This window comes from Janthinobacterium sp. 61, from assembly GCF_002846335.1.
In the GTDB taxonomy this organism is placed as follows: Bacteria; Pseudomonadota; Gammaproteobacteria; order Burkholderiales; family Burkholderiaceae_D; genus Janthinobacterium.
This window is the reverse complement of record NZ_PJMQ01000001.1, coordinates 5,059,262-5,084,747: the sequence shown is the minus strand read 5'-3', so window position 1 is coordinate 5,084,747 and position 25,486 is coordinate 5,059,262. Positions and strand designations below refer to the sequence as shown.

Below are 25,486 nucleotides of genomic sequence, written 5' to 3'. Positions count from 1 at the left end.
ACTATTCATGCCAAAGCCTATGAGGTTTGATTTACATCAAGGTTTTCATTGATGTAAATCCATAAGCTGTCTTACATCACTCTAGGAGCACGTCATGTTTAACACCATCTTATTTCCCACCGACGGTTCGCCGCTGTCCGACAAAGCCGCCGAGACGGCCCTCGCCTTCGCTCAATTGAACAAGGCCAAGCTGGTTACCATCAGCGTGGTGCAGCCCTTCCCGTTCTCGCCGATGGCCGATGGCGGCATCGTGCTCGACGCCGGTTTGTACGAGCAACAAATGCAGGAATCATCGCAACGCGCCGTTGACAAGATCGGCGAAGCGGCACGCGCTGTCGGCGTGCCCTTCGAAGGCGTAGTCGTCGTCTCGCCCAGCCCACACGAGGAAATCGTCAATGCGGCGCAAACCTACCATTGCGACATCATCCTGATGGCCTCGCATGGCCGCAAAGGCTTGAACAAGCTGTTCGTGGGCAGCGAAACGCAAAAAGTACTGGCGCATACACAGCTGCCAGTCATGGTCCTGCGCTAACCTTGCGCTAGCGCAATCCCCGCCCGGCGCCGCGACAAACTCAGCGCGCCGGCGCCTGCTTCGGCAACAACACCCACACGGCGCCGCTCTGCTTCATGCGGCCCGCATTCTCCGCCGCTTCCGCACCGAAACCAAAGAAGTAATCGACCCGGATGGGCCCGCGAATGGCGCCGCCCGTATCCTGCGCCATCACCAGGCGCTGCATGGGAATCTCGCTATTCGCTTGCGTGGTGGACAGGAACACGGGCGCACCCAGCGGCAGGAAGCGCGAATCGATGGCGACCGAACGCTGCGGCGTCAACGGCACGCCCAATGCGCCCTTCGGTCCCACTTTGGGATCGGGCAGGCGCTCTTCCTTGAAGAAGACATAGCTCGGGTTAGCGTTGAACAATTCATCTTTGCGCGTGGGATGGCCGGCGATCCACGCCTTGATGCCCTGCGCGGACGCCTGGCTCAGCGTCAGCTCGCCCTTGTCGACCAGGTAACGTCCGATCGATTTGTACGGGTGACCGTTCTGGTCCGCGTACGCCACGCGCACGGTTTCCTGCGTATCGGTCAGCTGCACGCGCCCGGAACCCTGCACCTGCAGGAAGAACGCTTCGACTTCGTCATCCACCCACAGCAATTCCTTACCCGTGACGGACGTGGCGCGCTCGATGTCGGCACGGGTCGCATACGGTATCACCTTCTTGCCGACCAGCTTGCCGCGCAAGCGCATATTCTTCAATTCCGGATATACGCCGGACAAATCGACCGAGACCAGATCGTCGGGCACCTTGTACAGCGGTGTCTGATATGGACCGCCGCGCTTGCGCGCCCCGTGCAGCAGCGGTTCGTAATAGCCGGTCACCAAACCGGTACTGGCGCCATCGGCGGTAACGACTTGATTGGGCACAAAGAAGGTCTCGAAGAACAGGCGGATGGCCTTGTCGCTATCCGCATTCACCTGGCGCGCAATCGTGCACGACTCCTTCCAGTCCGGGCGTTTCACCAGCACCCCGCACGAAGCCATGAACGCTGGCCAGGCGGCGCGCATGTCGTCGCGGGCCCAACCTGGCAAGGCGGCAAACTTGGCGGGCACAAAAGTGGGCGCCGCCACATCCGTGGCATCCTTGGCATCCGCCGGCTTGGCAGGTACAGGCTTGACGACGGTCGGAGCAATGGCGGGCGCCTTGCCGCTGGAGGCAGCGGACGGCGTGGGCGGCGTGGTGCATGCGGACAAAGCAAGCGCGACGGCGCCGATTGAAACGGGTAGACTACCGCGTGTCAGTAGACGGCGGGTAAATACTAAGCTGCGGGTAAATAACATAGGGGTGCGTATGTGGATCTTGATGATAGAGGCGCTGGTGGCGTTCTTCTTGCTGGCATTTATAGTCTGGTGGACCATGTATTCGGGTAAAAAACCCGCGCCACCTGCACGCAAGCAGCTCAGCGAAGAACAGGACCGCACCGAAAAACTGAAATAAGGGGCGCGAGCCCCACGTCACTCGTTAATGCAGGGTGCGCGGCACCGACAGCACGAACTCGGGAATCGGCGCTTCGAATTGATGGCCATCCTCGGCCACGCAAAAGTATTCGCCGTGCATCGAGCCTTGCGGCGTACCCAGCATGGTACCGCTCGTGTATTCGAACTGCTCGCCCGGCTGCAGCAACGGCTGGTGGCCGACGGCGCCCAGGCCGCGCACCTCTTCCACCTTGTTGTTCGCATCCGTGATGACCCAGTGGCGCGAAATCAGCTGCGCGCCAGCTGTGCCCGTGTTGACGACGCGTATCGTGTAGCTGAACACGTGCCGCCCCTGGTCCGGTGCCGATTGCTCGGGCAGATATTGCGTCTTGACCGTTACCGTAAATTCATAAGTCGCCATCGTCATTCCTATTCAGACATTGCCAGTCGTGTATTGTGTGTCGCGCGCGCCGAATTGGCCATCGCGCGATGCGTATTCTGAGTTTCACTGTACTTCAATGAAGCATGGTAACGGCGCCAAGCGTAAAATAGCGCATCTTCGCATTTTCTACTCTAAGCCCTTAGCCACCATGACAACATTCCGTATCGCTCCCAGCATCCTGTCCGCCGACTTTGCCCGTCTGGGCGAAGAAGTGCGCAACGTCGTTACCGCCGGCGCCGACATCATCCACTTCGACGTGATGGATAACCATTATGTGCCGAACCTGACCATCGGCCCGCTGGTGTGCGAGGCTATCCGCCCGCACGTGCAAGTACCCATCGATGTGCACCTGATGGTGAAGCCTGTCGATCGCATTATCCCGGATTTCGCCAAGGCTGGCGCGAACATCATCACCTTCCATCCGGAAGCGTCGGATCACGTTGACCGTTCCTTGCAGCTGATCCGCGACAATGGCTGCAAATCGGGCCTGGTTTTCAACCCTGGCACGCCGCTGCACTACCTGGAACACGTGATGGACAAGATCGACATCATCCTGATCATGTCGGTCAACCCGGGCTTCGGCGGCCAGTCCTTCATTCCACAAGCGCTGAAGAAAATCGCAGACGCACGCCGCATGATCGACGAATCCGGACGTGACATCATGCTGGAAGTCGATGGCGGCATCAAGATCGACAACATCGCCGCTGCCGCCGCTGCCGGCGCCGACACCTTCGTCGCTGGTTCGGCCATCTTCGGCAAGCCTGACTACAAGGCAGTCATCGACGCCATGCGTGCCGAATTGGTAAAAGTGAAGGGCGCCTGATGCAAGCGGGCACGGTGAAAGACCACGTACTGGCCGGCGTGCGCGCCGCCATCATCGACCTCGATGGCACGATGCTCGACACCGTGCCCGATTTTCATGTCGCCATCAATGGCATGCGCGCGGAACTGGATCTGGCGCCCATCAGCGCCGACGCCATCAAACTGATGGTGGGCAAGGGCTCGGAAAACCTGATCCGCACCGTGCTGGCGCTCGACTTCGATGCGGCCGGCGTGGAACAGCGTTTCGAGCAGGCGATGGAGGCTTACCAGCGCCACTACCTGGCCATCAATGGCCAGTTCAGCACCCTGTATCCGGACGTGGAAGCAGGGCTGGCGGCAATGAAGGCGGCGGGCCTGCGCCTGGCCTGCGTCACCAACAAGCCGATCGCCTTCGCCCTGCCCCTGCTGAAGCAGAAAAACCTGGCACAGTATTTCGAGATCGTCTACGGGGGCGATTCGCTGCCGAAGAAAAAACCACACCCCATGCCACTGCTGCAAGTGTGCGCGGACTTCGATCTGGCGCCCGCCAAAGTGGTGGCCATCGGCGACTCCTCGAATGACGCGCAAGCGGCACGGGCTGCGGCTTGCCCCGTCTTGACCGTACCGTATGGTTACAACCACGGACACTCTATACACGACACCGATTCCGATGGTATAGTAAATACGCTGCTCGAAGCAGCGCATTTTATAAGCATGCACAACAGACCAGCATACTGACCAACACCACATCGTGAACACGTTTCTCATCAAAAAACACAATGTCACCCAAACCGGCTCGATTGAGGCCTGGCTTTGGCGACGCTGGCAATCCTGGCAGGCCTAAGGGCCGAGCCGTGTAAGATTGCTGTCGGCTGCGCGCGCGCACCGGCAGGTTTTTTGATAACCCACCGCAGGGTTTGTGTTTTATAAGCACGACGCACACGCGTACCCTGGCGGCATGGAGAGACACATGACCGAACTCGAATTCAAATCGCTGGCCCAACAAGGCTACAACCGCATCCCCCTGATCGCTGAAGCTTTTGCCGACCTGGAAACCCCGCTCACGCTGTACCTGAAACTGGCGCAAACCCAGCAAGGCGGCAAGAACACCTTCCTGCTCGAATCCGTCGTCGGCGGCGAACGCTTCGGCCGCTATTCCTTCATCGGCTTGCCCGCCACGACCGTCTTGCGCAGCCATGGCAACCGCACCGAGATCGTCAAGAACGGTGCCGTGATCGAAGAGCACGAAGGCAATCCGCTCGACTTCATCGAACAGTACCAGTCTCGCTTCAAGGTGGCCCTGCGCCCTGGCATGCCGCGTTTCTGTGGCGGCCTGGCTGGCTACTTCGGCTACGACACCGTACGCCACATCGAGAAAAAACTGGCAGGGGGCGCGCCGAAAGACGACTTGAACCTGCCCGACATCCAGTTGATGGTGACGGAGGAACTGGCGGTCATCGACAACCTGTCCGGCAAACTGTACCTGATCGTCTACGCCGACACCACGCAGCCCGAGTCGTTCAGCAAGGCTCGCCAGCGCCTGAAAGACTTGCGCATGATGTTGCGCCGCGGCGTCGATGCGCCCGTTACCAGCGCCTCCGTGCGTACGGAAACCATCCGCGATTTTTCCAAGGAAGACTATTTGAAGGCGGTGGCCAAGGCGCACGAATACGTGATGGCCGGCGACTTGATGCAGGTGCAGATCGGCCAGCGCATCCGCAAACCGTATGTCGATTCTCCGCTGACCCTGTACCGCGCCCTGCGGTCGCTCAATCCTTCGCCGTACATGTACTTCTATAATTTCGGCGACATGCAGATCATCGGCGCCTCGCCCGAGATTTTGGTGCGCAACGAGAAGCTGGCGGACGGCGGCAAGAAAGTCACCTTGCGCCCCATCGCCGGCACCCGTCCGCGCGGCGCCACGCCAGAGCGCGACGCCGAGCTGTCGGCCGAACTGCTGGCCGATCCGAAAGAGATCGCCGAGCACGTGATGCTGATCGACCTGGCCCGCAATGACATCGGCCGCATCGCCGAAACGGGCAGCGTGCAAGTCACCGACCGCATGGTCATCGAAAAATACTCGCACGTGCAGCACATCGTCTCGAACGTGGAAGGCACTTTGAAAGACGGCCTGTCGAACCTGGACGTGCTGCGCGCCACCTTCCCGGCCGGCACCCTGACGGGCGCGCCGAAAGTGCGCGCCATGGAAGTGATCGACGAGCTGGAAATCACCAAGCGCGGCATCTATGGCGGCGCATGCGGCTACCTGTCGTTTGGCGGCGAAATGGACGTGGCGATCGCCATCCGCACGGGCGTGATCAAGGACGGCATGCTGTACGTGCAGGCTGCGGCCGGCATCGTGGCCGACTCCATCCCCGAAATGGAATGGCAGGAAACCGAAAACAAGGCGCGCGCCGTATTGCGCGCCGCCGAACAAGTGCAAGATGGCCTGGATGGGGAGTTTTAAGATGCTGCTGATGATCGACAACTATGACTCCTTCACCTACAACATCGTGCAGTATTTCGGCGAGTTGGGCGAAGACGTGCGGGTCTACCGCAACGATGAAATCACGATCGAACAGATCGAAGCGCTGAACCCGGACCGCATCTGCATCTCGCCCGGCCCGAAAGCTCCAAAGCAGGCGGGTATTTCGGTGGAAGTGCTCAAGCACTTCGCCGGCAAGAAACCGATACTGGGCGTCTGTCTGGGCCATCAGGCCATCGGCGAAGCATTTGGTGGCAAGGTCATCCGCGCCAAGCAGGTCATGCATGGCAAGACTTCCGTCATCGCGCATACGGGTGTGGGTGTCTTCAAGGACATCCCCAGCCCCTTCACAGTGATCCGCTACCACTCTTTGGCGATCGAACGCGCCTCGCTGCCTTCCTGCCTGGAAGTGACGGCGTGGACGGACGACGGCGAAATCATGGGCGTGCGCCACCGGGAATACGATATCGAGGGGGTGCAGTTCCACCCCGAATCGATCCTCTCGGAGCACGGCCACGCCCTGCTGAAGAATTTCCTCGAGCGCTGATTCCATGCGCACGCCACGGCGTGCCATCAGTGTCCTCCTGCGCCATCATTGAAGAAGGAAGCATCATGCCGATCACCCCACAAGAAGCCCTGCTGCGCTGCATCGAACACCGCGAAATCTTTCACGACGAAATGCTCTACCTGTTCCGCCAGATCATGTCCGGCGAAATGTCGCCCACCATGATCGCGGCGCTCACCATGGGCTTGCGCGTGAAAAAGGAAACCATCGGCGAAATCGCCGCCGCCGCGCAAGTGATGCGCGAGTTTTCCACCAAGGTGCCCATGGCCGACACCACCAACCTGCTCGACATCGTCGGCACGGGCGGCGACGGCGCGCACACTTTTAATATCTCCACCGCCTCGATGTTCGTGGCGGCGGCAGCCGGCGCGCGCGTGGCCAAGCATGGCGGACGCAGCGTCTCGTCCTCGTCCGGCAGCGCCGACGTGCTGGACTCCCTGGGCGTCAACATCAACCTGCAGCCCGAGCAGATCGCCCAGTCGATCGCGCAGACGGGCATCGGCTTCATGTACGCACCGAACCACCACGCGGCCATGAAGCATGCGGCGCCCGTGCGCAAGGAACTGGGCGTGCGCACGATTTTCAATATCCTGGGGCCTCTGACGAATCCGGCCAGCGCGCCGAACATTCTGATGGGCGTGTTCCACGCCGACCTGGTCGGCATCCAGGTACGCGTGCTGCAGCGCCTGGGCGCGCAGCATGCCATCGTCGTGTATGGCCGCGACAATATGGATGAAGTGTCGCTGGGCGCAGCCACCATGGTGGGCGAATTGATCAACGGAGAGATCCGCGAGTATGAAATCCATCCCGAAGATTTCGGCATGTCGATGATCGCCAGCCGCAACCTGAAAGTGGCCGATTCCATCGAATCGAAGACCAAGATGATGGAAGCGCTGCGAGGCGAACCCGGTGCGGCAGCTGACATCGTCGCCCTGAATGCGGGCACGGCGCTGTACGCGGCCGGCGTGGCCAGTTCGATCGAAGACGGCCTGGCCCGTGCGCGCAAGGCCGTCAGCTCGGGCGCCGCGCTGGCGAAACTCGATCAGTTCGTGCAGGTGACGCAGCAACTGGGCACCCCGGCGCAGGCGTAAGCTCCCCGCCCTCCTTTTTAGAATAGCGACCATCATGTCCGACATACTCGATAAAATCCTGGCCGTGAAGGCCGACGAAGTGGCCAAGGCCAAAGCCCACCGCAGCCTGGCCAGCCTGCGCGGCGACGTGGAAAGCGACAGCGCTCTGCGCGCCGGCCTGCGCGGCTTTGAAGCGAGCCTGCGCCAGCACATCGCCGCCGGCAAGCCCGGCATCATCGCCGAAGTAAAAAAGGCGTCGCCATCGAAAGGCGTGATCCGCGCGGACTTCCGCCCGGCCGACATCGCCGCCAGCTATGCGGCGCATGGCGCGGCTTGCCTGTCCGTGCTGACAGACGAGCAGTTCTTCCAGGGGGCCGTGGACTATCTGCAGCAGGCGCGCGCCGCCTGCGCCATCCCCGTGCTGCGCAAGGATTTCATGGTCGACATGTACCAGATCTATGAAGCGCGGGCCATGGGTGCGGACTGCATCCTGCTGATCGTAGCCGCGCTCGACCACGGCCTGATGGCCGAAATGGAATCGTGCGCCCACGAACTGGGTATGGGCGTGCTGATCGAAAGCCACGACGGCGAAGAACTGACGGCAGCGCTCAAGCTCAAGAGCGCGCTGATCGGCATCAACAACCGCAACCTGCGCACGTTTGAGACCTCGCTCGACACGACCATCAATCTCTTGCCGCGCATCCCGCAAGACAAATTGATCATCACGGAATCGGGCATCCACAGCACGGCCGACGTGAAGCGCATGCGCGATGCGCACATCCACAGCTTCCTCGTGGGCGAAGCGTTCATGCGCGCGCCAGACCCCGGCGTGGAGCTGGAACGCCTGTTTAGTTAAAACATGCTAGTCTGGCAGCCATGAGACACGCGATCATCGCCCTTGCCGCCACTGTCCTGCTGTCGGCTTGCCAGACTGCATCCCCTCCAGGGGAGCGCAGACCCTCGCCATTGGAGCGCACGCCCCCTGGCACGCCAGCCGCGATACAGCTTGCCGCCAACATCGACGCCTACAAGTCGCTGGTGGCCCAGCAGATCATGGCGGCCAATGTGGAATACACATTCAGCGGGCGCTTGCCGCCCATGTTGCCGGCCATCGTCGTACTCGACCTGAGCGTTGGCCCAGACGGCGCGCTGAAAAGCGTGCATGTACACCGTTCACGCGACAGCGAAGCATCGGCCGTGGCGCTGGCCGCCGTGCGGCGCGTGCAAACCCTCTTTCCGCCGGCCGCACACCTGATGCACAGCCGCGCCAAAACCTTCGATTTTTCCGAAACCTTCCTGTTCAACGAGCAGTACCGATTCCAGCTGCGGACATTGTCCGGTCCTCAGTAAACGCGGCAGCATCGAGCTCGATGCGGTCGCGTCCCCGCTCCTTGGCCAGGTACAGGGCCGCATCGGCGCGCGACAGCAATCCTTCCAGCCCCTCCACCACCGATGCCTGGCAAGCGACGCCAATGCTGACGGTACACGAAGGCAGTCCCGCATGACTGGACTCGCGCAGCAAGGTGCGAATGCGTTCGGCCACACCCAAGGCATTATGCACAGGCATATCCGGCATCAGCACGACGAACTCCTCGCCGCCGAAACGCGCCACGCAATCCGATTCGCGCAGGGCGCCTCCGATGACGGTGGCCACATGCGCCAGCACCTGGTCACCCACCGCGTGACCGTAGCGGTCATTGATCGATTTGAAGTAATCGAGGTCGATGCTGAGCAGTGTCAGCGGTAAACGGCGGCGGCGCAGATTGCCTATCTCGCGGGCATAGGCATCGCCAAAACCGCGCCGGTTCAGCACCTGCGTCAATGGATCGTGGGTCGAGCGGCGCTCCAGTATCTGCTGCAGACGGCGCGTCGCCACCGTCATGAAGCCCACCGTCAGCAGCAGGGCCATGAAATTGGCGACCGCCAGATAGATGCCGGCCGGTGTGCTTGCCACCGCCAGGTTCACGCTGGCGCCGCCATGCAGCAACGCCGACACGCCGCGCGCCAGCACCACGACAGCTTGCAGCAGCATCAGCGCCCCAAAGAAAAAACTTGAGAAATGGCGCTCGCCATGGTGCCACACCAGTTGCACCTGGCGCGCATAAAACAGGAAGACCAGCAGGGAGAAGACCGCCACGCGCGCCGAGAAATCGGGGCGCGCCAGCAGCCACCAGCTATTGCCGGCGATGGCCAGGGCAAGTATCAGCCAATAAGCGCGGCGGCTGGGCGCCAGGCCAAAGAATTTCTCCGTGCCCAGCATCGACAGGCCGATGCCGGCCACCAGCGCCGCATTGGCCGCGATCATGGACAATTCAGGCGGCAGCACCTCGCGGGTGCCGAACAGCAGGGACGCGCACACCAGCAACAGCAAACCGGCCGCCCAATGCCCAAGGCCATGCACCTCGCGCCGGAAGCTGTGATAGACCGAGAACATGACGATGCACATCGCCCCGCACATCAGGGTCGTCATCAACATAATCGTTCGTGGATCGAGGGTTTGCACGTTGGGCGCGATCTAAAAGAGACAGTGCGGCAATTTTAGTTTAGTTAAAGAAAAATTAGTTCATTTGCAGGAAATATGATGGCAACCCGGCAGTGTCGGCAGGTGAATTACATTTGAGGAAATATATCCTGAAAGAAAAAACCGGCCAGTAAAGGCCGGTTTTCTGTCTTACTGCACGACAAACACCATCATGCCGCGCTAGGACGCTTCGGTCCCGTGGCTTTCTTTGGCGCCGGCAGCAACGCCAGGCTGACACCCGGCACGCGGTCGCCTTGCAGCACGGCCGCAAACGTCATCAGCTCGTCGCGGCGGAAAGCGTGGATCGCCACCCTGGCACCGACGGCATAACGACCCAGCAAAGTGTCCAGGTTGGCCGGGTTGCCCGTCACGCGCAAGCCATCGACAGCCACCAGCACGTCGCCGGCAGACAGACCAGCCAGGTGGGCGGCACCGCCCTGGTGCACCTGCGCCAGCCTGGCATCGTTGCCGTCGCGGCCCAGGTTGACGTCCAGGCTGGCTTTTTCGGCCTTGCGCGCGTCGCTGTATTTCACGCCGAATGGCGCCAGCAGGCGCGCCAGTGGCACGTCGTCCGTGCCGCGGATGTAGCGCTCGAAGAACGGTTTCATGCGCGTGCCGGAAACCTCATCGAACAGGGCTTCGACTTCAGCCGGCGTCACGCCGCGCGCTTTGCCCTTGTAGAAATCGCGGCCATAGCGCTGCCACAGTGCCTGCATCACGTCGTCCAGCGATTTTTCGCCGTTCGTCTTGGCGCGGATCGTCAGGTCGAATGCCAGCGCGATCAGCGAACCCTTGGTGTAGTAGCTGACGATGGCGTTCGGCGCGTTTTCATCCTGGCGGTAGTACTTGCCCCAGGCGTCGAAGCTGGAATCGGCCACGCTTTGCTTGGTGCGGCCGCTGCCGCGCAGCACGCTGTTGACGGTTTTCCCGAGCAATTTGAAATAGGCTGCCTCGTCGATCAGGCCCGCGCGCACCAGCATCAGGTCATCGTAATAACTGGTGAAACCCTCGAAGAGCCACAGCAGCGGCGAGTAGCTCTCCGCCTGCAGGTTATACGGCGCAAAGGCAGCCGGCTTGATGCGCTTGACGTTCCAGGTATGGAAGTACTCGTGGCTGCACAGGCCCAGGAATTTCAGGTAGCCGTCGCCGATCTCGGTGCTGTTTGAAGCCGTCGTCGGCAGGTCGGCGCGTGCGCAGATCAGCGCCGTCGAGGCGCGATGTTCCAGGCCGCCGTAACCGTCGCCGACGGCCATGGTCATGAACACATAGCGGTCCATCGGCGCTTTTTTGGTTTTCGGCTCGAAGAAGGCGATCTGCGTTTCGCAGATGGCTTTCAGGTCGCGGCACAGACGGTCCAGGTCCAGGTTCGGCACCTTGCCCGTGACGACGATATCGTGGGGCACCCCATGCGCGTTGAAGGTGGCCAGCGCGAAGTCGCCCATCTCCACCGGGTGGTCGATCAGCTCATCGTAGTTGGCCGCCTGGTAGCTGCCGAAGCCATAGCGTTTCGCTTTGAGTTCCGGCAGGGTGGTGGCGACTCTCCAGGTCTTGCAGGCCGCATCCTTCGGCTGCACGATGTGCACTTCATGGGCGTCGGATTCCTGGCCCAGCACGCGCAAGAACACGCTGGTACCGTTGAAGAAGCCATGATTCTGGTCCAGGTGAGCGGCGCGCACGGACAAATCCCAGGCGTAGACGTCATATTCGACCGTCAGGGCGCCCTGGCAAGGCGCGGCTTGCCACGAGTGCTTGTCCAGCTTGGTCAGCGCGACTGCCTTGCCCCCGGACTCGGCGCGGATGCTGACGATGTTGCGCGAAAATTCGCGGATCATGTAGCTGCCCGGGATCCAGGCCGGCAGGGACAAGACCTGGCCGATGGCGGCCGGCGACTTGACTGTCAACGTCACTTTGAACATGTGGCCCGCCAGATCAAGGGCGGCGATGCTGTAGATGATGCCGGCGGCCGGTGTGATTTTCACTGTGGTTTTCGCCGCGGCTTTGCTTGTGGCTTTGCCGCTCGCCTTGGCTCCTGCCTTGGCGATGCTTTTTTTAATTGGAGCTTTTTTCATGTTTTCCTCGTGTCTGGCTTGTCTTCCCGGGAGCGCCACTGCCCCGCCTTACAAATCGTCAGGTGTATCAATATCGCGCAAGATGCCGCTGTCGTCCACTGTCACTTCGCATACGGCATGACTGTTGACGATGCTGCGCGCGCCCTGGTCGCCATCGAGCGCCAGCAACAGCGGCAAGTGAAAGGCACTGAACGCGACAGGATTGCCGCGCCGCCCCTGAAAGACGGGCACGGCGATGTGTGCGCCATCGCCGATGGCTTGCGACAAGGCGGCGATTGTAGCCGCTTCCACACCAGGCATGTCGCCCAGGGCGATCAGCCAACCCGGCGCGCCGCGCACGTAATCGATGGCGCAGGTGAGCGAGGCCGCCATGCCCGTGTCAGCATCATGGCAGACGCGCACCTCGCAGCCCAGCGCACCAAGTGCGCGCGCCACCTGCGTGTCGTCGGCGCGCACCACGGCCAGCACGCGCGGCAAGGCCGCCAGCATGGACTTTGCGGCCGCCACCACCACCGGCAAGCCAGCATGCGGGCCTTCCGTCAAAGGCTGCAATAATTTGTTCTGTGCGCCGGAAGGGTCGAACCTGCGTCCCCTTCCGGCTGCCAGCAGGATGCCGACCGTACTCAAAAAACTGCTACCGTCATGCGGCCGCCAGATCAAACGGCAGCTTGCGCAGGCGCTTGCCCGTCAGGGCGAACAACGCATTGGCGAAAGCGGGCGCCAGCGGCGGCACGCCGGGTTCACCCATGCCCGTCGGCGCGTCGCCCGACGGTACCAGATGCACCTCGATCACCGGCATGTCGGGCATGCGCGGCACCGGATAGTCGCCGAAGTTCTGCTGCTCCACCAAGCCATCCTTGAGCGTGATGGCCGCGCCGGGAATGGTCATGCCCAGCGCCATCAGCGCGGCACCCTGCACTTGCGCCTCGATCGTCAGGGGGTTGACGGCCAGGTTGCAATGCACGCCCGCCCATACCTGGTGCAGCTTGGGCGCGCCCTCGACCACCGACGCCGTCACCACGTAGGCGACCACGGAATTGAACGATTCATGCATGGCCACGCCCCAGGCCTGTCCCTTCGGCAGCTTCTTCCTGCCATAACCGGACTTGGCTACGGCCAGGTCCAGCGCGGCGATGTGGCGCGTATGCTTGGCGTCGATCAGCTGCTTGCGGTAGGCGACGGGGTCCATCTTCGCCACGTGCGCCGCTTCGTCGATCAGGGTTTCCATGACAAAGGCCGTATGCGTCGAGCCGACGGAACGCCACCACAGCACGGGCACGTTCGCCTTGGCCGTGTGCACGGACAGCTTCATCGGCAGGGTGTACGGTTCGCCCATGCCTTCGACCATGGTGCCGTCGACGCCATTTTTCACCATGAAGGCTTCGAACGGCGTGCCGGCCATGATGGACTGGCCCACGATGGTGTGGTCCCAGGCGAGTATCTTGCCTTTGGCGTCGAGGCCGATCTGCGCGCGGTGCACATGCGACGGCCGGTAGTAGCCGCCCTTGATGTCGTCCTCGCGGCTCCACATCAGCTTCAATGGACCGCTCTTGCCCGCCGCGCGATAAGCCTTGGCGACGTTGACGGCTTCGACCACGTAATCGGAAGATGGCACGGCACGCCGGCCGAAGCCGCCGCCCGCCATCATCGTGTGCAAGGTCACCTGCTCCGGTTTCAGGCCAGAGGTGGCAGCAATCGCCGCCTGGTCGCCCGTCTGGAATTGCGAGCCCACCCACATCGTGCATTTGTCGGCCTGCAGGTCGACGACGCAATTGAGCGGTTCCATCGGCGCATGTGCCAGGTAAGGGAATTCATAGACGGCCTCGATCTTTTTCGGCGCGGAGGCCAACTTGCCCATGTCGGCAGGTTTGGCGACAGTACCCGGCGTTTTGGCGAGCGCCTTGAAGGCCGCCAGTTGCTGGACGCTGCTGACTTTTTCCACGGCGCTCGAATCCCACTCGATCACCAGCGCGTCGCGCCCTTGTTTGGCGGGCCAGTAGCCGTCGGCGATGACGGCCACGCCGCTACCGCCACGGTCGGTCTTTACTTCCAGTACTTCCAGCACGCCCTTGATGGCTTTGGCCTTGCTGGCGTCAAATTTCGCCACTTTCGCGCCAAACACGGGCGGGCGGGCCACCATGGCCACTTTCGCGCCAGGCGGCTTGAAGTCGATGCCGAACTGCTGTTTTCCTGTGGACTTGGCAGCCGCGTCGAGCCGTTTCACGGGTTTGCCGATGATGGAAAAGTCGCGCGGGTCCTTCAGCTTGACGCTGGCAGGTACGGGTTGGCGCATGGCCGCGTCGGCAAACTCGCCATATGTCGCCTTTTGCCCGCCGGGGCCATACAGCACGCCTTTCGCGGCACGCACCTGGTCGGGACTGACTTTCCACTGTGCGGCGGCGGCGCCTACCAGCATGGCGCGCGCCTTGGCGCCAATTTCGCGGTACTGCGTGAACGAATGGGCGATGCTGCCGGAGCCTCCCGTCATCTGCATGCCGTAGGCGGCATCCTTGTACTGTTCGCCGGCTGGCGCCAGCGCCCCATGCACCAGGCTCCAGTCGGCGTCGAGTTCCTCGGCGATCAGCATGGGCAAGCTCGTTTGCACGCCCTGGCCAAATTCCAGGCGGTTCACCTGTACTGTCACCGTGTTATCGGGGGCGATATGCAAAAAGGCGTTCGGCGCATACGCGGGCTTGGCGGATGCAGCATCGGCCGCCCGTGCCAGTTTCCCTGCGCCGGGCAGGAAAAAGCCCAGCATCAAGCCGCCGCCCGCCACCGCGCCGGCTTTCATGAAACCGCGCCGCGACACACCATCGGCAAGCGCCACCGGGGCCGATGCCAGCGCCGCGCCCAGGGTCACCCCGCCATGCTGCAATGCTTCCTGATTCAACCATTCGATACGCATGTCGCTCTCCTCAGGCCAGGGTCTTGGCCGCGTCCTTGATGGCTGCGCGGATCCGTTGATAGGTGCCGCAGCGGCAGATATTGCCGCTCATGGCGCCGTCAATGTCGGCATCGCTGGGTGCCTTGTTGGTGCGCAGCAGCGCTGTGGCGCTCATCACCTGGCCGCTTTGACAGTAGCCGCATTGCGGCACGTCGTGGCGCACCCACGCCGCCTGCACCGCTTTGCCCACCTGGTCGTTTTCCATCGCTTCGATGGTGGTGATCTTTTGCGCGCCGACCGAGGAAATCGGCGTGATACACGAGCGGATAGGCTGGCCGTCAAGGTGCACCGTGCAGGCGCCGCACAGGGCCGCGCCGCAACCGAATTTGGTGCCCGTCATGTTCAGGTTATCGCGCAGCGCCCACAGAATGGGCGTGGAAGGATCGGCATCGACCTGCGTGTCTCGTCCGTTGATATTCAAGGTAATCATCTGCTGCTTCCCCTTTTTTGGATTGTTATGGCGTCTACAAACAACACTTGATAATACGACAGCGGAAAAAAGTGCAAAAAAAAGCGCGCCTTGCGAGGGCGCGCCGTCCAGCCTTCCTGGCGACAGCCCGGATTACTTAATGGTCGAGAATTTCTGTTCCAGCGTTTTCGCATCGACTGCGCCCGGAATGCGGCTGCCGTCGGCAAAGAAGATGGCAGGCGTGCCCGAGACGCGCAATTGCTGGCCCAGGGCCAGGATTTTCTCATGCGGGTTGGCGCAATTGGCAGCGACCGTGGCTGGCGCCTTGCCGTTCAGCATCCAGTCGTCCCAGGCCTTGTTGCGGTCCGGCGCGCACCACACGTTGCGCGACTTGACGATGGAGTCCGGTGACAGGATGTTGTACATGAAGGTGTAGACGGTGACGTTGTCGATTTCCTTCAGCGCGTTCTGGCGGAAACGCTTGCAATAACCGCAGTTCGGATCTTCGAACACGGCGATTACGCGCTTGCCATTGCCCTTGACGGATTTCATGGCCGAATCGAGCGGCAGGTCGGAGAACTTGATGCGGTTGACTTCGTCCAGGCGCACCTTGGTCAGGTCTTGCGACGTCTTGGCGTCGAAGACGTGGCCCACGAACAGGTATTGCGCGGCTTTGTCCGTGTACAGGATATCGCCACCCGTGCGCACTTCGTACAGGCCTCCATACGGGGTTTCCTTGACCGAATCAACCTTGGCGCCTTCGCCCAGGCGCGGTTCGATCAGCTTTTTAATGCTCGCTTCCGTAGGCGTTTCCGCGCCGGCGCACGACATCATCAGGCCCGAGGCCAGCACTAATGCGATTCTACTCATTTTTATCACTATCACTTCTCCACTTGAAACGCCTGGCGGAACTGGCCTCTGGCCCGGCGCAACTATCTTCTTAACAAAACGAGCGCCGCAGACCAGCTGCGGCGACCTTGAATTTTCACTGCTTCCATTATCCAGCGATATCTTAAGACTTAATGATGTCCCAACGCGTGAGAAATCATTTTTCGCTTCAGGGCAGGTAATTTATCCAGCAAGTTTAATCCCAAATTGCGAACCACGCGCAACGGTTCAAGATCGGCGCCGAACAAACGCGCCAGGCCATCGGTCGCCAGCTGCATCAGCAGCACGTCTTCCTTGCGCGCGCGGGCATAGCGGGCCAGCACGCGCTCGTCACCGATGCCGCGGTGCGCCTCGCGTTCGCTGATCGTCTTGACCAGTTGCGCCACGTCGGCAAAGCCAAGGTTCATGCCGTGGCCGGCCATCGGGTGCACCACGTGGGCGGCATCGCCTACCAGGGCCACGCGTGGCGCCACCATGGCGTGCGGGCGCATCAGGGTCAGTGGAAACGCGCGCACCAGTTCCGGCTGCAAAGGTATCAGCTTGCCCAGCTTGTCGTGGCAATACGCGGCCAGGCGCTCGGCCAGGGCGTCGGCCGATTCGCTCATCAAGGTATCGGCCAGCGCATCGGGCGCCGACCAGACCAGCGAAACGCGGTCCCCCGGCAGCGGCAGCAGCGCGACGATGCCTTCGCTGCCGGTAAACCATTGGTGGGCCGCGCCATGGTGCGGCTTTTCGCAGGCGAAGTTGCTGACCACGCCGCGCTGGCCATACGAGCGGTAATCGAGACCGATGTCGCACTGGCCCCGCACCCACGATTGGGCGCCGTCCGCGCCCACCACCAGCGCGCAGGTGATGGTGTCGCCGCCATCGAGGTGCACGATGGCCGTATCATTCGTCCATTCCAGGCGGCTGGCGCGGCCCTGCACCACATTGACGTTAGGTGCGAATTTCAGCGCGGCGTCCAGCGCCTGGCCCAGGTTGCGGTCCTCGACGATCCACGCCAGCGTGCCCACATGGGCGCCGTAAGCGTCGAAACCGAGTCCGCCCGCCTGCGCACCGTCGCCGTTGACCAGCATGGCATCGATGGGCGCCACCCTGTCGGCCGCCAAAGCGCCCCACACCTTCAGCGACGACAGCAACTGGTGCGCCGTGTGATTGAGCGCATACACGCGTACATCCCAGCTGGCTTCGACCGGCTTGACGGTGGGTGCCGGAGGGCTCACCGGGGATAACAGGGTGACGCTTTGTCCTGCCTGGGCAAACGCCAGCGCCGTGGTTTTCGCGATGGCGCCGTCGCCGACGATGCAAACGTCGCTGTGGCTATGCATGAAGCGCCGCATGGTGGGGGGAGTGGGACTGTTCATACGGCCATTATAGCGTTTGCCCCACCCTTTTCAGATAGTCCGGAAGTACAGGACGCGTGCCCCAGATCAAGCGGCTCCATGAAATACAGGCAGCACGTGGTCCGCGATCTCCTGCAAGGTCTCGGCCAGCGGGCGGCGGTTCTGCCGCAGTTGCAGGCCGATATGCCGCACGCCGGCCTCGCGCATCGCGTGCAGCTCCGCGATCAGGCCATCACGCCCCGTGCGCCCGCCAAAGCGGAAACGCTGCAGCGGCATGGCGGGATCTTCGTCCAGGTCCAGGTGGATGAAGCTGACATACGGCTTGTCGCCACCGGCCACGGCGCGCCATTGTGCCGAACGGCGCGCATGGTCGTCGGGCGTCCCCGGATAGGCGAGCCAGCCATCCATTTGTTCACCGATCCAGGCGGGCGACTGCTGCGCCAGCCCTGCCACCAGCAGCGGCAAGCGCGCGGCTGGCCTGGGCAACAGGCGGATGCCGGACGGCAGGCGCGTTACGCCCCAGTCGCGCAGCATGGCCACCTGCTCGCGGAAGGCGGCGCCGCGCTGGTCGAAGTCGCGGCCAAACACGGGATACTCGACGGGCCGGTCGCCGCTGGCCACGCCCAACAGCAGGCGCCCGCCGCTCAACTGGTCGACGCTGGCCGCCGCCTTCAAGGTCAATACGGGTTCGCGCAGCGGCAACACCACGGCGGCCGTGCCCAGCAAGATGTTCTCGGTGATGCCAGCCAGGTAGCCGAGGTAGGTAAACACCTCGAAGACCTGGGCCGCGTCGCCGAACGAGGGGTCATACAGGGGCACGTCGCGCAGCCACAGGGCCCTGAAACCCAGGCGGTCGGCCAGCTGCGCCAGCGCCGCGTGCTGCTTCATGTCAGGCTCGCCCGGCACGCGGACGGACGCCGCATTCGCCTGGCGCCCCGTGGACGACCAGTCATTATCAAGCGGCAATTCCAGGCCGATACTCAATCCGCCGCCCTGCCCCAGCTTGTTCATCGCAGTCATCATCTTCTCCTCAATCCCACTGCGGCGCCAGGCCGTCAGGGTTGGCCAGGCGCTCGCCACGCTCCAGAGTTGCCATCTGCGCCATCTCGTCCGGCGACAGGGTAATGCGCTGGAAATGCAGGTTTGCTTCCAGGTTGGCGCGTTTGGTCGACGACGGGATCACGGCAAAGCCCTGCTGCAGCGACCAGCTCAGTGCCACTTGCGCTGGCGTCACGCCGTGTTTGGCGGCGATGGCCGCAATCACGGGGTCCATCACCACCTTGCCATACGCAAGCGGCATATAGGCCGTCATGTGGATGCCCTGGCTGCGCGCGAAATCGATGACGGTGCGGTTTTGCAGAAACGGGTGGATCTCGACCTGCTGCGTGGCGATTTGCCCGGCGCCCACGGTAGCGATGGCTTGCCGCAGCTGCGCGTTGGTGAAATTCGATACGCCGATGGCCCTGGTCAGCCCTTGCGCCTTGGCTTCCAGCAGCGCCGCCATGTAGTCGGCGACGGGAATCGCGTCCTGCGGCGACGGCCAATGGATCAGGGTCAGGTCCAGCTGCTCCAGTTGCAGCTTGTGCAGGCTGTCTTTTAAACTTGGAATGAGTTTGTCGCGCTGCAGATTGTCGATCCATATCTTGGTGGTGACGAACAGTTCGTCGCGCGGGACGGGACTGGCGGCAATCGCCTGGCCCACTTCGGCTTCATTGCCGTAGATTTGCGCCGTATCGATATGGCGGTAGCCGACGTCCAGGCCCGTGGCGACGGAATCGATGACGACCTGCCCCTGCAGGCGGAAAGTGCCCAGGCCGATGGCGGGGATGGCGGTGCGATTGGTAGTGGCGTTCATGCGGTAGTCCTCTCAAATCAGTAACGATGAGCACACTATGCACCGTTCTTTTGTTGAGAAAAATACCGCTTACCTCAAATAATATTTGACCCACAGGCAAGTAAAGACCTGCCGCTGCAAGAAATCCGGGAAAAGTCACAGCCGGCTCTTGCATTCCCGTTTTGGTCTGCTATAATTCGCCACCTTGGCCTGGTAGCTCAGTCGGTAGAGCAGAGGATTGAAAATCCTTGTGTCGGTGGTTCGATTCCGCCCCGGGCCACCAAGAATTCGTTCACGCAACGCCCACTCATGTTAGTGGGCGTTGTCGTTTCCGGGGTGCGCAGTCCTTGGCGCCGGTTCATTTCCGGCGCAAAAGCTGCGCCCCGTTGACATCCCTCACTTCAGCTCGACCTGCGCCGTGCCTTGCGTCGCCCAGAGGCGCCGATAGGCCCCATATGGATCATGGTCACGCATTTGCTTTTGCAGGTTGAACCGTCGCCCATTGCGCGGGTCGGTTCCTCGGCCGGCAACGTACAGCCAGTTACCCTGATTGCTGTAAACGTCGTAGTCGATCAGTTGCGCTTCAAACCAGGCAGCGCCGGCGCGCCAATCGCAGCCCAGATCGTGCACCAGGTAACTGGCAACAATTTGACGCAGCCGGTTGGAGAGATAACCGGTGGCACTGAGCTCGGTCATGCCCGCATTGACAAGCGGCTCACTGGTGCGGGCTTGGCACCATGCTTCGAATCGATGCGCATCGTGACTGGGCTGGCCCAGGCTGCTCAAGCCTTGCGCCCGGTACAGCGCGCCCCCATGCTGCAGGTGCAGAAAGCGAAAATAGTCGCGCCACATCAATTCAAACCAGATCCAGTATGTGCTGTCGTTGGCGCCGTGCTCTGCTTCAAATTGCCTGAGCGCGGCGCACACCACGCGCGCGGATAGTGCGCCGCAGGCTAGCCATGGAGAAAATTTGGTGGAGTAGTCCACGCCGGTCAAACCATTGCGTGTGAGCTTGTAGGTGTGCGCCAGCTCGCCACCGAAATACTGGCGCAGATGTGCAGCGGCGGCACTCGGGCCACCGTAAAAAGCCGGTAGCGCGTACGGGAACGACGACCGTGCGGTGGCAAGATGCGCGTCCTGGAGCACGTCCGGCACCACAGCCCAGGTTTCAGCCAGTGCTTCGAAGTCCGGCGGCAAGGGCGGAATCGTCGTCGGCCGCGCGAGCGGGGCCGACGGCGCCACCTGCTCTCGCTCTACGAGTATGCGGAAGTTGGTGAATACATCAGGCAAGGCAGCGCACGGAAACGGCAGCGCGGCCGGATCGAGCAAGCTCGATTGCCACAGCGCTTCAACTGTCAGGCCTGCAGCACGCAGTGCGGCAAGGTCGCCCTGCTCTTCTGGCGCGGCAATCTCCTCGCAATGGATAGTCGTCGCGCCGATGGAGTGCGCCAGTGCCAACAACACCTGGGCGGGGTCGCCCTCGACCTCCAGCAACTGACTGCCGTACGACCCCAGCTGCGTCGCCAAGTCCGCCAGGCCCGAGCGGAGAAAATGCTGGCGATGCGGGCTGGTGCGCGGCACATTCCAGCGCGTCGCGACCGGCGCGCTGCGATGGCAATACACAAACAACAGATGGCCGGCGCGTTGGCAGGCCTGGCGCAAAGCCGGATTATCCTCGAGCCGCAAATCATTGCGGAACCAGTAAATATGCGTTTGTGCCGACCTTGCGGCGGGGTCGGTATTCATGTCTGACGCTTGCTATCCTGGCGACAGCGATCTGAACAGTATTTCACCTCGTCCCAGACCTTTTCCCATTTTTTACGCCATGCAAACGACAACTGGCATTGCTGACAGCGTTTGGTCGGAAGGTCAGATTTTTTTCGCATACGCATGTTGATCACTCTGGCTAACGTAGAACGAAGGACGAAGGACGCAGGGTGTCGCAGGAGGCAACCGAAGCAGAAACCGGCCGCCACTGGACGGCCTGACGGCCAGCACGATCGAGCATGCCACATTCTGGCGGTGCCACAATCTTACGGAAAAAACGGATCTGGCGCTGCTATAAGCGCCGTCCTGAACGAGCCATCTCCGGCCCGCTCGCTACATCAGCCGACGCACCTGGCGCCGGGCAATCCGCTTTACCACATCAAATCATCAGGAATCTGGAACGCCGCATACGGATCGTCCTCGTCCACTTCGGTGCTGGCCTGTTTTACACGTACGACGATGGCCGGATCGCGTTCGGCGATCTTGTCGGCGATGATGCGCGGCACCAGCTCCACGGCACCGCCCAGGCAGACGATCACCAGGCGGCCCGCCACCAGGTGGGCTTGCACGGCAGCCGTCACATAGATGCGCTCGATTTTGTTGTTAAAAGTAAAGTTGTACGGCAGCTCGCCGTGGTTGCCCTTGCTTTGACGGTTCTTTTGCACCATTTGCGCAATCTGCGCCACGATGGCCTTCTGGTTGGCGGCCGCGTCGCGCTGCGCGTTCAATTCGCGCGCGCGCTCGGCGTTCTTGCGCTGCGTCTCGAGCGCGGCCAGGCGCACCTCGTCGACACTTTGCGTGCCGCTCTTGCGCTCGTCCTTTTTTTGCTTGCTCTTGTCCTGGTTGGCCAGCTTGACCTTCTTCTTGTCGACCAGGCCGGCCTTTAAAAACTGCTCTTGCAACGAGACCATAACTACTCCGTATGAGGGTGCGCCAGCCGAGACTGCGGCATCGGCCGGTGGAAAGACGTTAGCATAGCAAAAAACAGGGCCGCTGCCGCCGCAGAATGACTGGCCGGGCCTGCCGGTCGACGCCTGGCGCCCGGCAGTAACAAAAAGACACACTCGATTGGAAATTTTGTTGATAAATGTCATATAGTTAGTTACGTTCTGTATATCGGCAGTGAGCTGCCGATTGCCTGTCCCCTTCCATCGCCTGCGTCTACAAGGATTTGCCATGAAACAATTAATCGCCCTCTGCATCGCTGCCGCGTTTGCCAGCACCGCCTTTGCCGCCGCACCGGAAGCGGCCCCCGCCGCCAAGACGGCGCAACAGTCGAAAATGACCACCTGCAATGCCGATGCCGCAGGCAAAAAAGGCGATGAGCGCAAATCCTTCATGAAGGAATGCCTGAGCGCCAAGCCGGCGCCGGCCATGACGCAGCAAACCAAGATGAAAACGTGCAATGCCGACGCCAAGGACATGAAGGGCGACGCGCGCAAGGCGTTCATGAAAGAATGCCTGAGCGCGCCCAAGAAATAAGCGCCGGTTCGAAGCGCCAGTGTGCGCTTCACCCCACAGCGCCAGCCGAAAGGCTGGCTTTTTTTTGTTCCCACCACCTGGAGTCTCCTCTTGCCCTATCGCCTGTCCCCTTCCACTGCCGGCAGCCTGCTGGCCGCCACCTGCCTCGCCATTCTCTTGCCAGGCTGTCACACAAGCACGCCGGCGCCCATTTCGACACCGGCCGTGCGCGTGCCAGCCAGCATGCCGGCCGCTTGCACCCAGCCAGCCTGGCCCCCGGGCGAGAAACGTCGCGGCGCCCAAGGCAGAGTGACCTTGCACTTCACGGTAGAAGCAGACGGCAAGGTCAGCAAAGCGGCTGTCATCCGCTCCAGCGGCTATCCCGCTCTCGACCAGGCGGCCCGCGATGCGCTGGGCAAGTGCGTCTTCCAGCCTGAAACGCTGGACGGCAAGCCCGTCGCCAGCAAGGTCATCATGCCCTACCAATGGATCAATGAATCCGTCGACAACGCTGAACGCTGAACGCCGGCAATCATGATGAATGATCAAGATGACATGAGGAAAGATAGCGCGTAGTATTTAATCAACCTACTGCTCAGTACGGTTACATGGCATTCTGGAGAAAGGACGGCAGCGTGGTGGCGTCGAACGATCTCGCGCATTGGCGCGGCCAGGTCTTTAAGCGCCTGCTGCAGGTGGTTCTGCTGCTTGGCTTCGTGACGGCCATTCCCAGCGCACTGCTGGCCGCGAGCGAAGCCATCTGGTCCATTGTCGTCCTCGACCTGCTGGCCATCGGCTGGGTCGGCGTCATCTGGCATCTGCGTGCCATGTCCTACCGCTGGCGCGTGTGGCAGTTCCTGATCGTCGCCTACCTGGTGGGCGTGGGCCTGCTGCTGAAAATCGGCCCCGTCAGCCAGATCTACATGATGCTCATGCCCGTACTGGCGGCACTGCTGCTGGGCATGCGGCCAGCCCTGTCAACCTTGGCCCTGACGTCTCTGACCATCTTTTTCCTGGGCCTGTATCCCGACGTCGCCCTGCACTTGCCGGGCACGCCTGATTCTCCCGCGCTGCGCGCGCTGATCGTGGCCCTGAATTTCCTGTTCATCGCCGCCGTGCTGACCCTGTCCTGCGCCTTCCTGCTGCGCCACCTGGAAGACAGCAGCAAGGCCCTGTCGCAACGCAACGCCGAGCTGCGCTTGACGGCCACGGCGCTGGCCCGCCTGAACGACATGGTGATGATCGCCGAAGTGCTGGACGGCCCGCCCGGCCCCGGCGCGGTGCCGGCCACGCGCATCATCTTCGTCAACGACGCCTTCACGCGCAGCAGCGGCTATACGCGTGCCGAGGTGCTGGGCCGCAGCCTGCTGTTCCAGCAGGGCCCCGCCACCGATGCGGACGAACTGGCCCGCGTCGCCGCCGCCATGGCCAGCGCCCAGCCGGCCAGGGCGGAGTTACTGAACTACAACAAGGCCGGCAAGGCGTACTGGGTCGAAGCGGAACTGGTGCCGTTTACGGATGCGGACGGCAGGCAGACGCACTGGGTGGCTGTCGAGCGCGAAATTGACGAGCGCAAGAAATCGGAAGCGGACATCCACCGCCTGGCCTTCTACGACGTGCTGACGGGCCTTCCCAACCGGCGCCTGCTGATGGACCGCATCGCCCACCTGCTGGCCGCCGCGCCGCGCGACAATAAAATCAGCGCGCTGATGTTCATCGACCTCGACCACTTCAAACACATCAACGACGCGCGCGGCCACGCCACCGGCGACGCGCTGCTGCGCCTGGCCGGTGAACGACTGGCGCAGCTGATGCGCAAAGCCGACACGGTGGCGCGCATCGGCGGTGACGAATTCGTCGTGCTGCTGGCGCACCTGGCCAATGACCTGGACTGCGCCGCCCGCGCGGCAGCCCAGGTGGCCGAGAAAATCCGCGCCGCCATCGCGCGCGACTTCGATATCGAGGGGCAGTCCTATCATTGCAGCGCCAGCATCGGCGTGACCCTGCTGCCAAAAACGGGCCAACAGGCGCACGACCTGCTGCGCGAAGCCGACATCGCCATGTACCGCTCCAAGGCGGAAGGGCGCAACGGCATCGCCTTCTTTGAAGCGGCCATGCAGGCAGGCGTGGAACGGCGCCTGACCCTGGAACGGGCGCTTGCGCGCGCCCTCGATGAGCATGAATTATGCATGCACGTGCAGCCGCAGGTCGACCGCCAAGGCCGGGTGACGGGGGCCGAGCTGCTGATGCGCTGGCCACAGGCGGACGGCACGCATATCGGGCCGGGTGTCTTCATCCCCATCGCCGAGGAATCGGGACTGATCGTCAGGCTGGGGCACTGGGCCCTGCGCGAAGCGTGCCGCGCCGCCAGCCTGCTGGCGCAGGCGGGATCGCCCGTGGCGCTGTCGGTAAACGTGAGTCCGGCCCAATTTCGCCAGCCTGATTTCGCCGCCCGCGTGCAGGCGGCGCTGGCCGAGTACGGCACGCCGGCCGGCGACCTGATCCTGGAATTGACGGAAGGCCTGCTGATCGACCAGCGCGACGCCTCGCTGGCGCGCATGCGCGAACTGGCGGCATTGGGCATCCGCTTTTCCATCGACGATTTCGGCACCGGCTATTCCAGCCTCGCCTACCTGACCTCGATGCCGCTGTACGAACTTAAAATCGACAAGCGCTTCATCGACGACACGCCGCGCGATGCGCGCGATACGGCCATCGTGCAAGCGATATTGGCCATGGCGCGCCATCTGAGCTTGCGCGTCGTGGCCGAAGGCGTGGAAACGCAGGAGCAGGCCGACTTCCTGGTCGCCCACGATTGCGATGGCTTGCAGGGCTACCTGTATGCGCGGCCCATGCCGCTTGAGGACTTTCTCGCCTGGCTGGCCCAACATCAAGCTTAGCTTTCCGACAT

The 25,486-nt window shown here is 62.3% G+C and carries 26 protein-coding genes and 1 tRNA gene; 13 read left to right on the top strand and 14 right to left on the bottom strand.

Annotation, left to right across the window (positions count from 1 at the left end; translation table 11 throughout):
• Positions 1-94: 94 nt before the first annotated feature.
• Complete coding sequence (locus tag CLU92_RS23055; RefSeq protein WP_101483758.1) at positions 95-532, top strand: universal stress protein; 438 nt, start codon at positions 95-97, stop codon at positions 530-532.
• 40 nt (positions 533-572) lie between these two features.
• Here CLU92_RS23055 and CLU92_RS23050 read toward each other — a convergent pair whose 3' ends face one another.
• On the bottom strand, positions 573-1,754 hold the full coding sequence (locus CLU92_RS23050; RefSeq protein WP_306821374.1) for a murein transglycosylase A: 1,182 nt from the start codon (positions 1,752-1,754) through the stop codon (positions 573-575).
• Positions 1,755-1,851: 97 nt separating this feature from the next.
• On the opposite strand from CLU92_RS23050, the gene CLU92_RS27895 reads away from it, so the two are divergent.
• Entirely contained in the window at positions 1,852-1,998 is a 147-nt protein-coding gene (locus CLU92_RS27895; RefSeq protein WP_166674646.1) for a hypothetical protein, read from the top strand.
• Between the two features lie 24 nt (positions 1,999-2,022).
• Here the strand turns inward: CLU92_RS27895 and apaG are convergent, their stop codons facing one another.
• Positions 2,023-2,397, bottom strand: a complete 375-nt coding sequence (gene apaG, locus CLU92_RS23045; RefSeq protein ID WP_034753698.1) for a Co2+/Mg2+ efflux protein ApaG — start codon at positions 2,395-2,397, stop codon at positions 2,023-2,025.
• Positions 2,398-2,566: 169 nt separating this feature from the next.
• Between apaG and rpe the strand changes: the two genes are divergently transcribed.
• The 7 genes from rpe to CLU92_RS23010 all read left to right on the top strand — a co-directional run bounded on the left by rpe (position 2,567) and on the right by CLU92_RS23010 (position 8,689).
• Complete coding sequence (gene rpe / locus CLU92_RS23040) at positions 2,567-3,241, top strand: ribulose-phosphate 3-epimerase (protein WP_101483757.1); 675 nt, start codon at positions 2,567-2,569, stop codon at positions 3,239-3,241.
• Positions 3,241-3,957: a phosphoglycolate phosphatase gene (locus CLU92_RS23035; RefSeq protein WP_101483756.1), complete on the top strand. Its 717-nt coding sequence runs from the start codon at positions 3,241-3,243 to the stop codon at positions 3,955-3,957. Before rpe ends, CLU92_RS23035 begins: the two co-directional genes overlap by 1 nt.
• A 232-nt stretch (positions 3,958-4,189) precedes the next feature.
• Positions 4,190-5,686, top strand: coding sequence for an anthranilate synthase component I (gene trpE / locus CLU92_RS23030; RefSeq protein WP_101483755.1), 1,497 nt, complete (start codon positions 4,190-4,192; stop codon positions 5,684-5,686).
• A gap of 1 nt (position 5,687) precedes the next feature.
• Complete coding sequence (locus tag CLU92_RS23025) at positions 5,688-6,251, top strand: aminodeoxychorismate/anthranilate synthase component II (protein ID WP_101483754.1); 564 nt, start codon at positions 5,688-5,690, stop codon at positions 6,249-6,251.
• A 65-nt stretch (positions 6,252-6,316) separates the two neighbouring features.
• Positions 6,317-7,360 carry an anthranilate phosphoribosyltransferase gene (trpD, locus tag CLU92_RS23020; protein ID WP_101483753.1) on the top strand — a complete coding sequence of 348 codons (1,044 nt, stop codon included), beginning with the start codon at positions 6,317-6,319 and terminating at the stop codon, positions 7,358-7,360.
• A gap of 34 nt (positions 7,361-7,394) precedes the next feature.
• The gene (gene trpC, locus CLU92_RS23015; RefSeq protein WP_101483752.1) at positions 7,395-8,195 is read left to right on the top strand and encodes an indole-3-glycerol phosphate synthase TrpC; all 801 of its coding nucleotides are present in this window, start codon (positions 7,395-7,397) and stop codon (positions 8,193-8,195) included.
• Between the two features lie 20 nt (positions 8,196-8,215).
• Positions 8,216-8,689, top strand: a complete 474-nt coding sequence (locus tag CLU92_RS23010) for a hypothetical protein (RefSeq protein WP_133988718.1) — start codon at positions 8,216-8,218, stop codon at positions 8,687-8,689.
• Here the strand turns inward: CLU92_RS23010 and CLU92_RS23005 are convergent.
• The 9 genes from CLU92_RS23005 to dkgB all read right to left on the bottom strand — a co-directional run bounded on the left by CLU92_RS23005 (position 8,640) and on the right by dkgB (position 19,368).
• Positions 8,640-9,815: a GGDEF domain-containing protein gene (locus CLU92_RS23005; protein ID WP_101483750.1), complete on the bottom strand. Its 1,176-nt coding sequence runs from the start codon at positions 9,813-9,815 to the stop codon at positions 8,640-8,642. The genes CLU92_RS23010 and CLU92_RS23005 overlap by 50 nt on opposite strands.
• A gap of 215 nt (positions 9,816-10,030) precedes the next feature.
• Positions 10,031-11,929, bottom strand: coding sequence for a M61 family metallopeptidase (locus CLU92_RS23000; protein WP_257561446.1), 1,899 nt, complete (start codon positions 11,927-11,929; stop codon positions 10,031-10,033).
• A 48-nt stretch (positions 11,930-11,977) separates the two neighbouring features.
• Complete coding sequence (locus tag CLU92_RS22995; protein WP_101484845.1) at positions 11,978-12,556, bottom strand: NTP transferase domain-containing protein; 579 nt, start codon at positions 12,554-12,556, stop codon at positions 11,978-11,980.
• A gap of 13 nt (positions 12,557-12,569) precedes the next feature.
• Entirely contained in the window at positions 12,570-14,834 is a 2,265-nt protein-coding gene (locus CLU92_RS22990) for a xanthine dehydrogenase family protein molybdopterin-binding subunit (RefSeq protein ID WP_101483749.1), read from the bottom strand.
• Positions 14,835-14,844: 10 nt separating this feature from the next.
• Positions 14,845-15,303, bottom strand: coding sequence for a (2Fe-2S)-binding protein (locus tag CLU92_RS22985; RefSeq protein WP_034753534.1), 459 nt, complete (start codon positions 15,301-15,303; stop codon positions 14,845-14,847).
• A gap of 132 nt (positions 15,304-15,435) precedes the next feature.
• Positions 15,436-16,152, bottom strand: a complete 717-nt coding sequence (locus CLU92_RS22980; RefSeq protein ID WP_101483748.1) for a DsbC family protein — start codon at positions 16,150-16,152, stop codon at positions 15,436-15,438.
• A gap of 149 nt (positions 16,153-16,301) precedes the next feature.
• Complete coding sequence (locus tag CLU92_RS22975) at positions 16,302-17,534, bottom strand: FAD-dependent monooxygenase (RefSeq protein ID WP_257561441.1); 1,233 nt, start codon at positions 17,532-17,534, stop codon at positions 16,302-16,304.
• A 66-nt stretch (positions 17,535-17,600) separates the two neighbouring features.
• A complete protein-coding gene (locus CLU92_RS22970; RefSeq protein ID WP_101483746.1) occupies positions 17,601-18,536 on the bottom strand; it encodes an LLM class oxidoreductase in 936 nt (311 codons plus the stop codon).
• Between the two features lie 7 nt (positions 18,537-18,543).
• A complete protein-coding gene (dkgB, locus tag CLU92_RS22965) occupies positions 18,544-19,368 on the bottom strand; it encodes a 2,5-didehydrogluconate reductase DkgB (RefSeq protein ID WP_101483745.1) in 825 nt (274 codons plus the stop codon).
• A 186-nt stretch (positions 19,369-19,554) separates the two neighbouring features.
• Here dkgB and CLU92_RS22960 point away from each other — a divergent pair.
• Positions 19,555-19,630 (top strand) — tRNA-Phe (locus CLU92_RS22960).
• A gap of 113 nt (positions 19,631-19,743) precedes the next feature.
• Here CLU92_RS22960 and CLU92_RS22955 read toward each other — a convergent pair.
• The 3 genes from CLU92_RS22955 to CLU92_RS22945 form a co-directional block, all read right to left on the bottom strand.
• Entirely contained in the window at positions 19,744-21,093 is a 1,350-nt protein-coding gene (locus tag CLU92_RS22955; RefSeq protein WP_101483744.1) for a DASH family cryptochrome, read from the bottom strand.
• The gene (locus CLU92_RS22950; RefSeq protein ID WP_306821383.1) at positions 21,090-21,233 is read right to left on the bottom strand and encodes a DUF2256 domain-containing protein; all 144 of its coding nucleotides are present in this window, start codon (positions 21,231-21,233) and stop codon (positions 21,090-21,092) included. Before CLU92_RS22950 ends, CLU92_RS22955 begins: the two co-directional genes overlap by 4 nt.
• 252 nt (positions 21,234-21,485) lie before the next feature.
• Entirely contained in the window at positions 21,486-22,025 is a 540-nt protein-coding gene (locus CLU92_RS22945) for a DUF2058 domain-containing protein (RefSeq protein WP_010393404.1), read from the bottom strand.
• Between the two features lie 265 nt (positions 22,026-22,290).
• Here CLU92_RS22945 and CLU92_RS22940 point away from each other — a divergent pair, with 265 nt between their 5' ends.
• The 3 genes from CLU92_RS22940 to CLU92_RS22930 all read left to right on the top strand — a co-directional run bounded on the left by CLU92_RS22940 (position 22,291) and on the right by CLU92_RS22930 (position 25,475).
• Complete coding sequence (locus CLU92_RS22940) at positions 22,291-22,596, top strand: PsiF family protein (RefSeq protein ID WP_101483743.1); 306 nt, start codon at positions 22,291-22,293, stop codon at positions 22,594-22,596.
• A 90-nt stretch (positions 22,597-22,686) separates the two neighbouring features.
• Positions 22,687-23,097 (top strand): energy transducer TonB, encoded by a 411-nt coding sequence (locus CLU92_RS22935; protein ID WP_101483742.1) that lies wholly within the window; start codon positions 22,687-22,689, stop codon positions 23,095-23,097.
• A gap of 86 nt (positions 23,098-23,183) precedes the next feature.
• Positions 23,184-25,475, top strand: a complete 2,292-nt coding sequence (locus tag CLU92_RS22930; protein WP_257561434.1) for a bifunctional diguanylate cyclase/phosphodiesterase — start codon at positions 23,184-23,186, stop codon at positions 25,473-25,475.
• Positions 25,476-25,486: the final 11 nt, after the last annotated feature.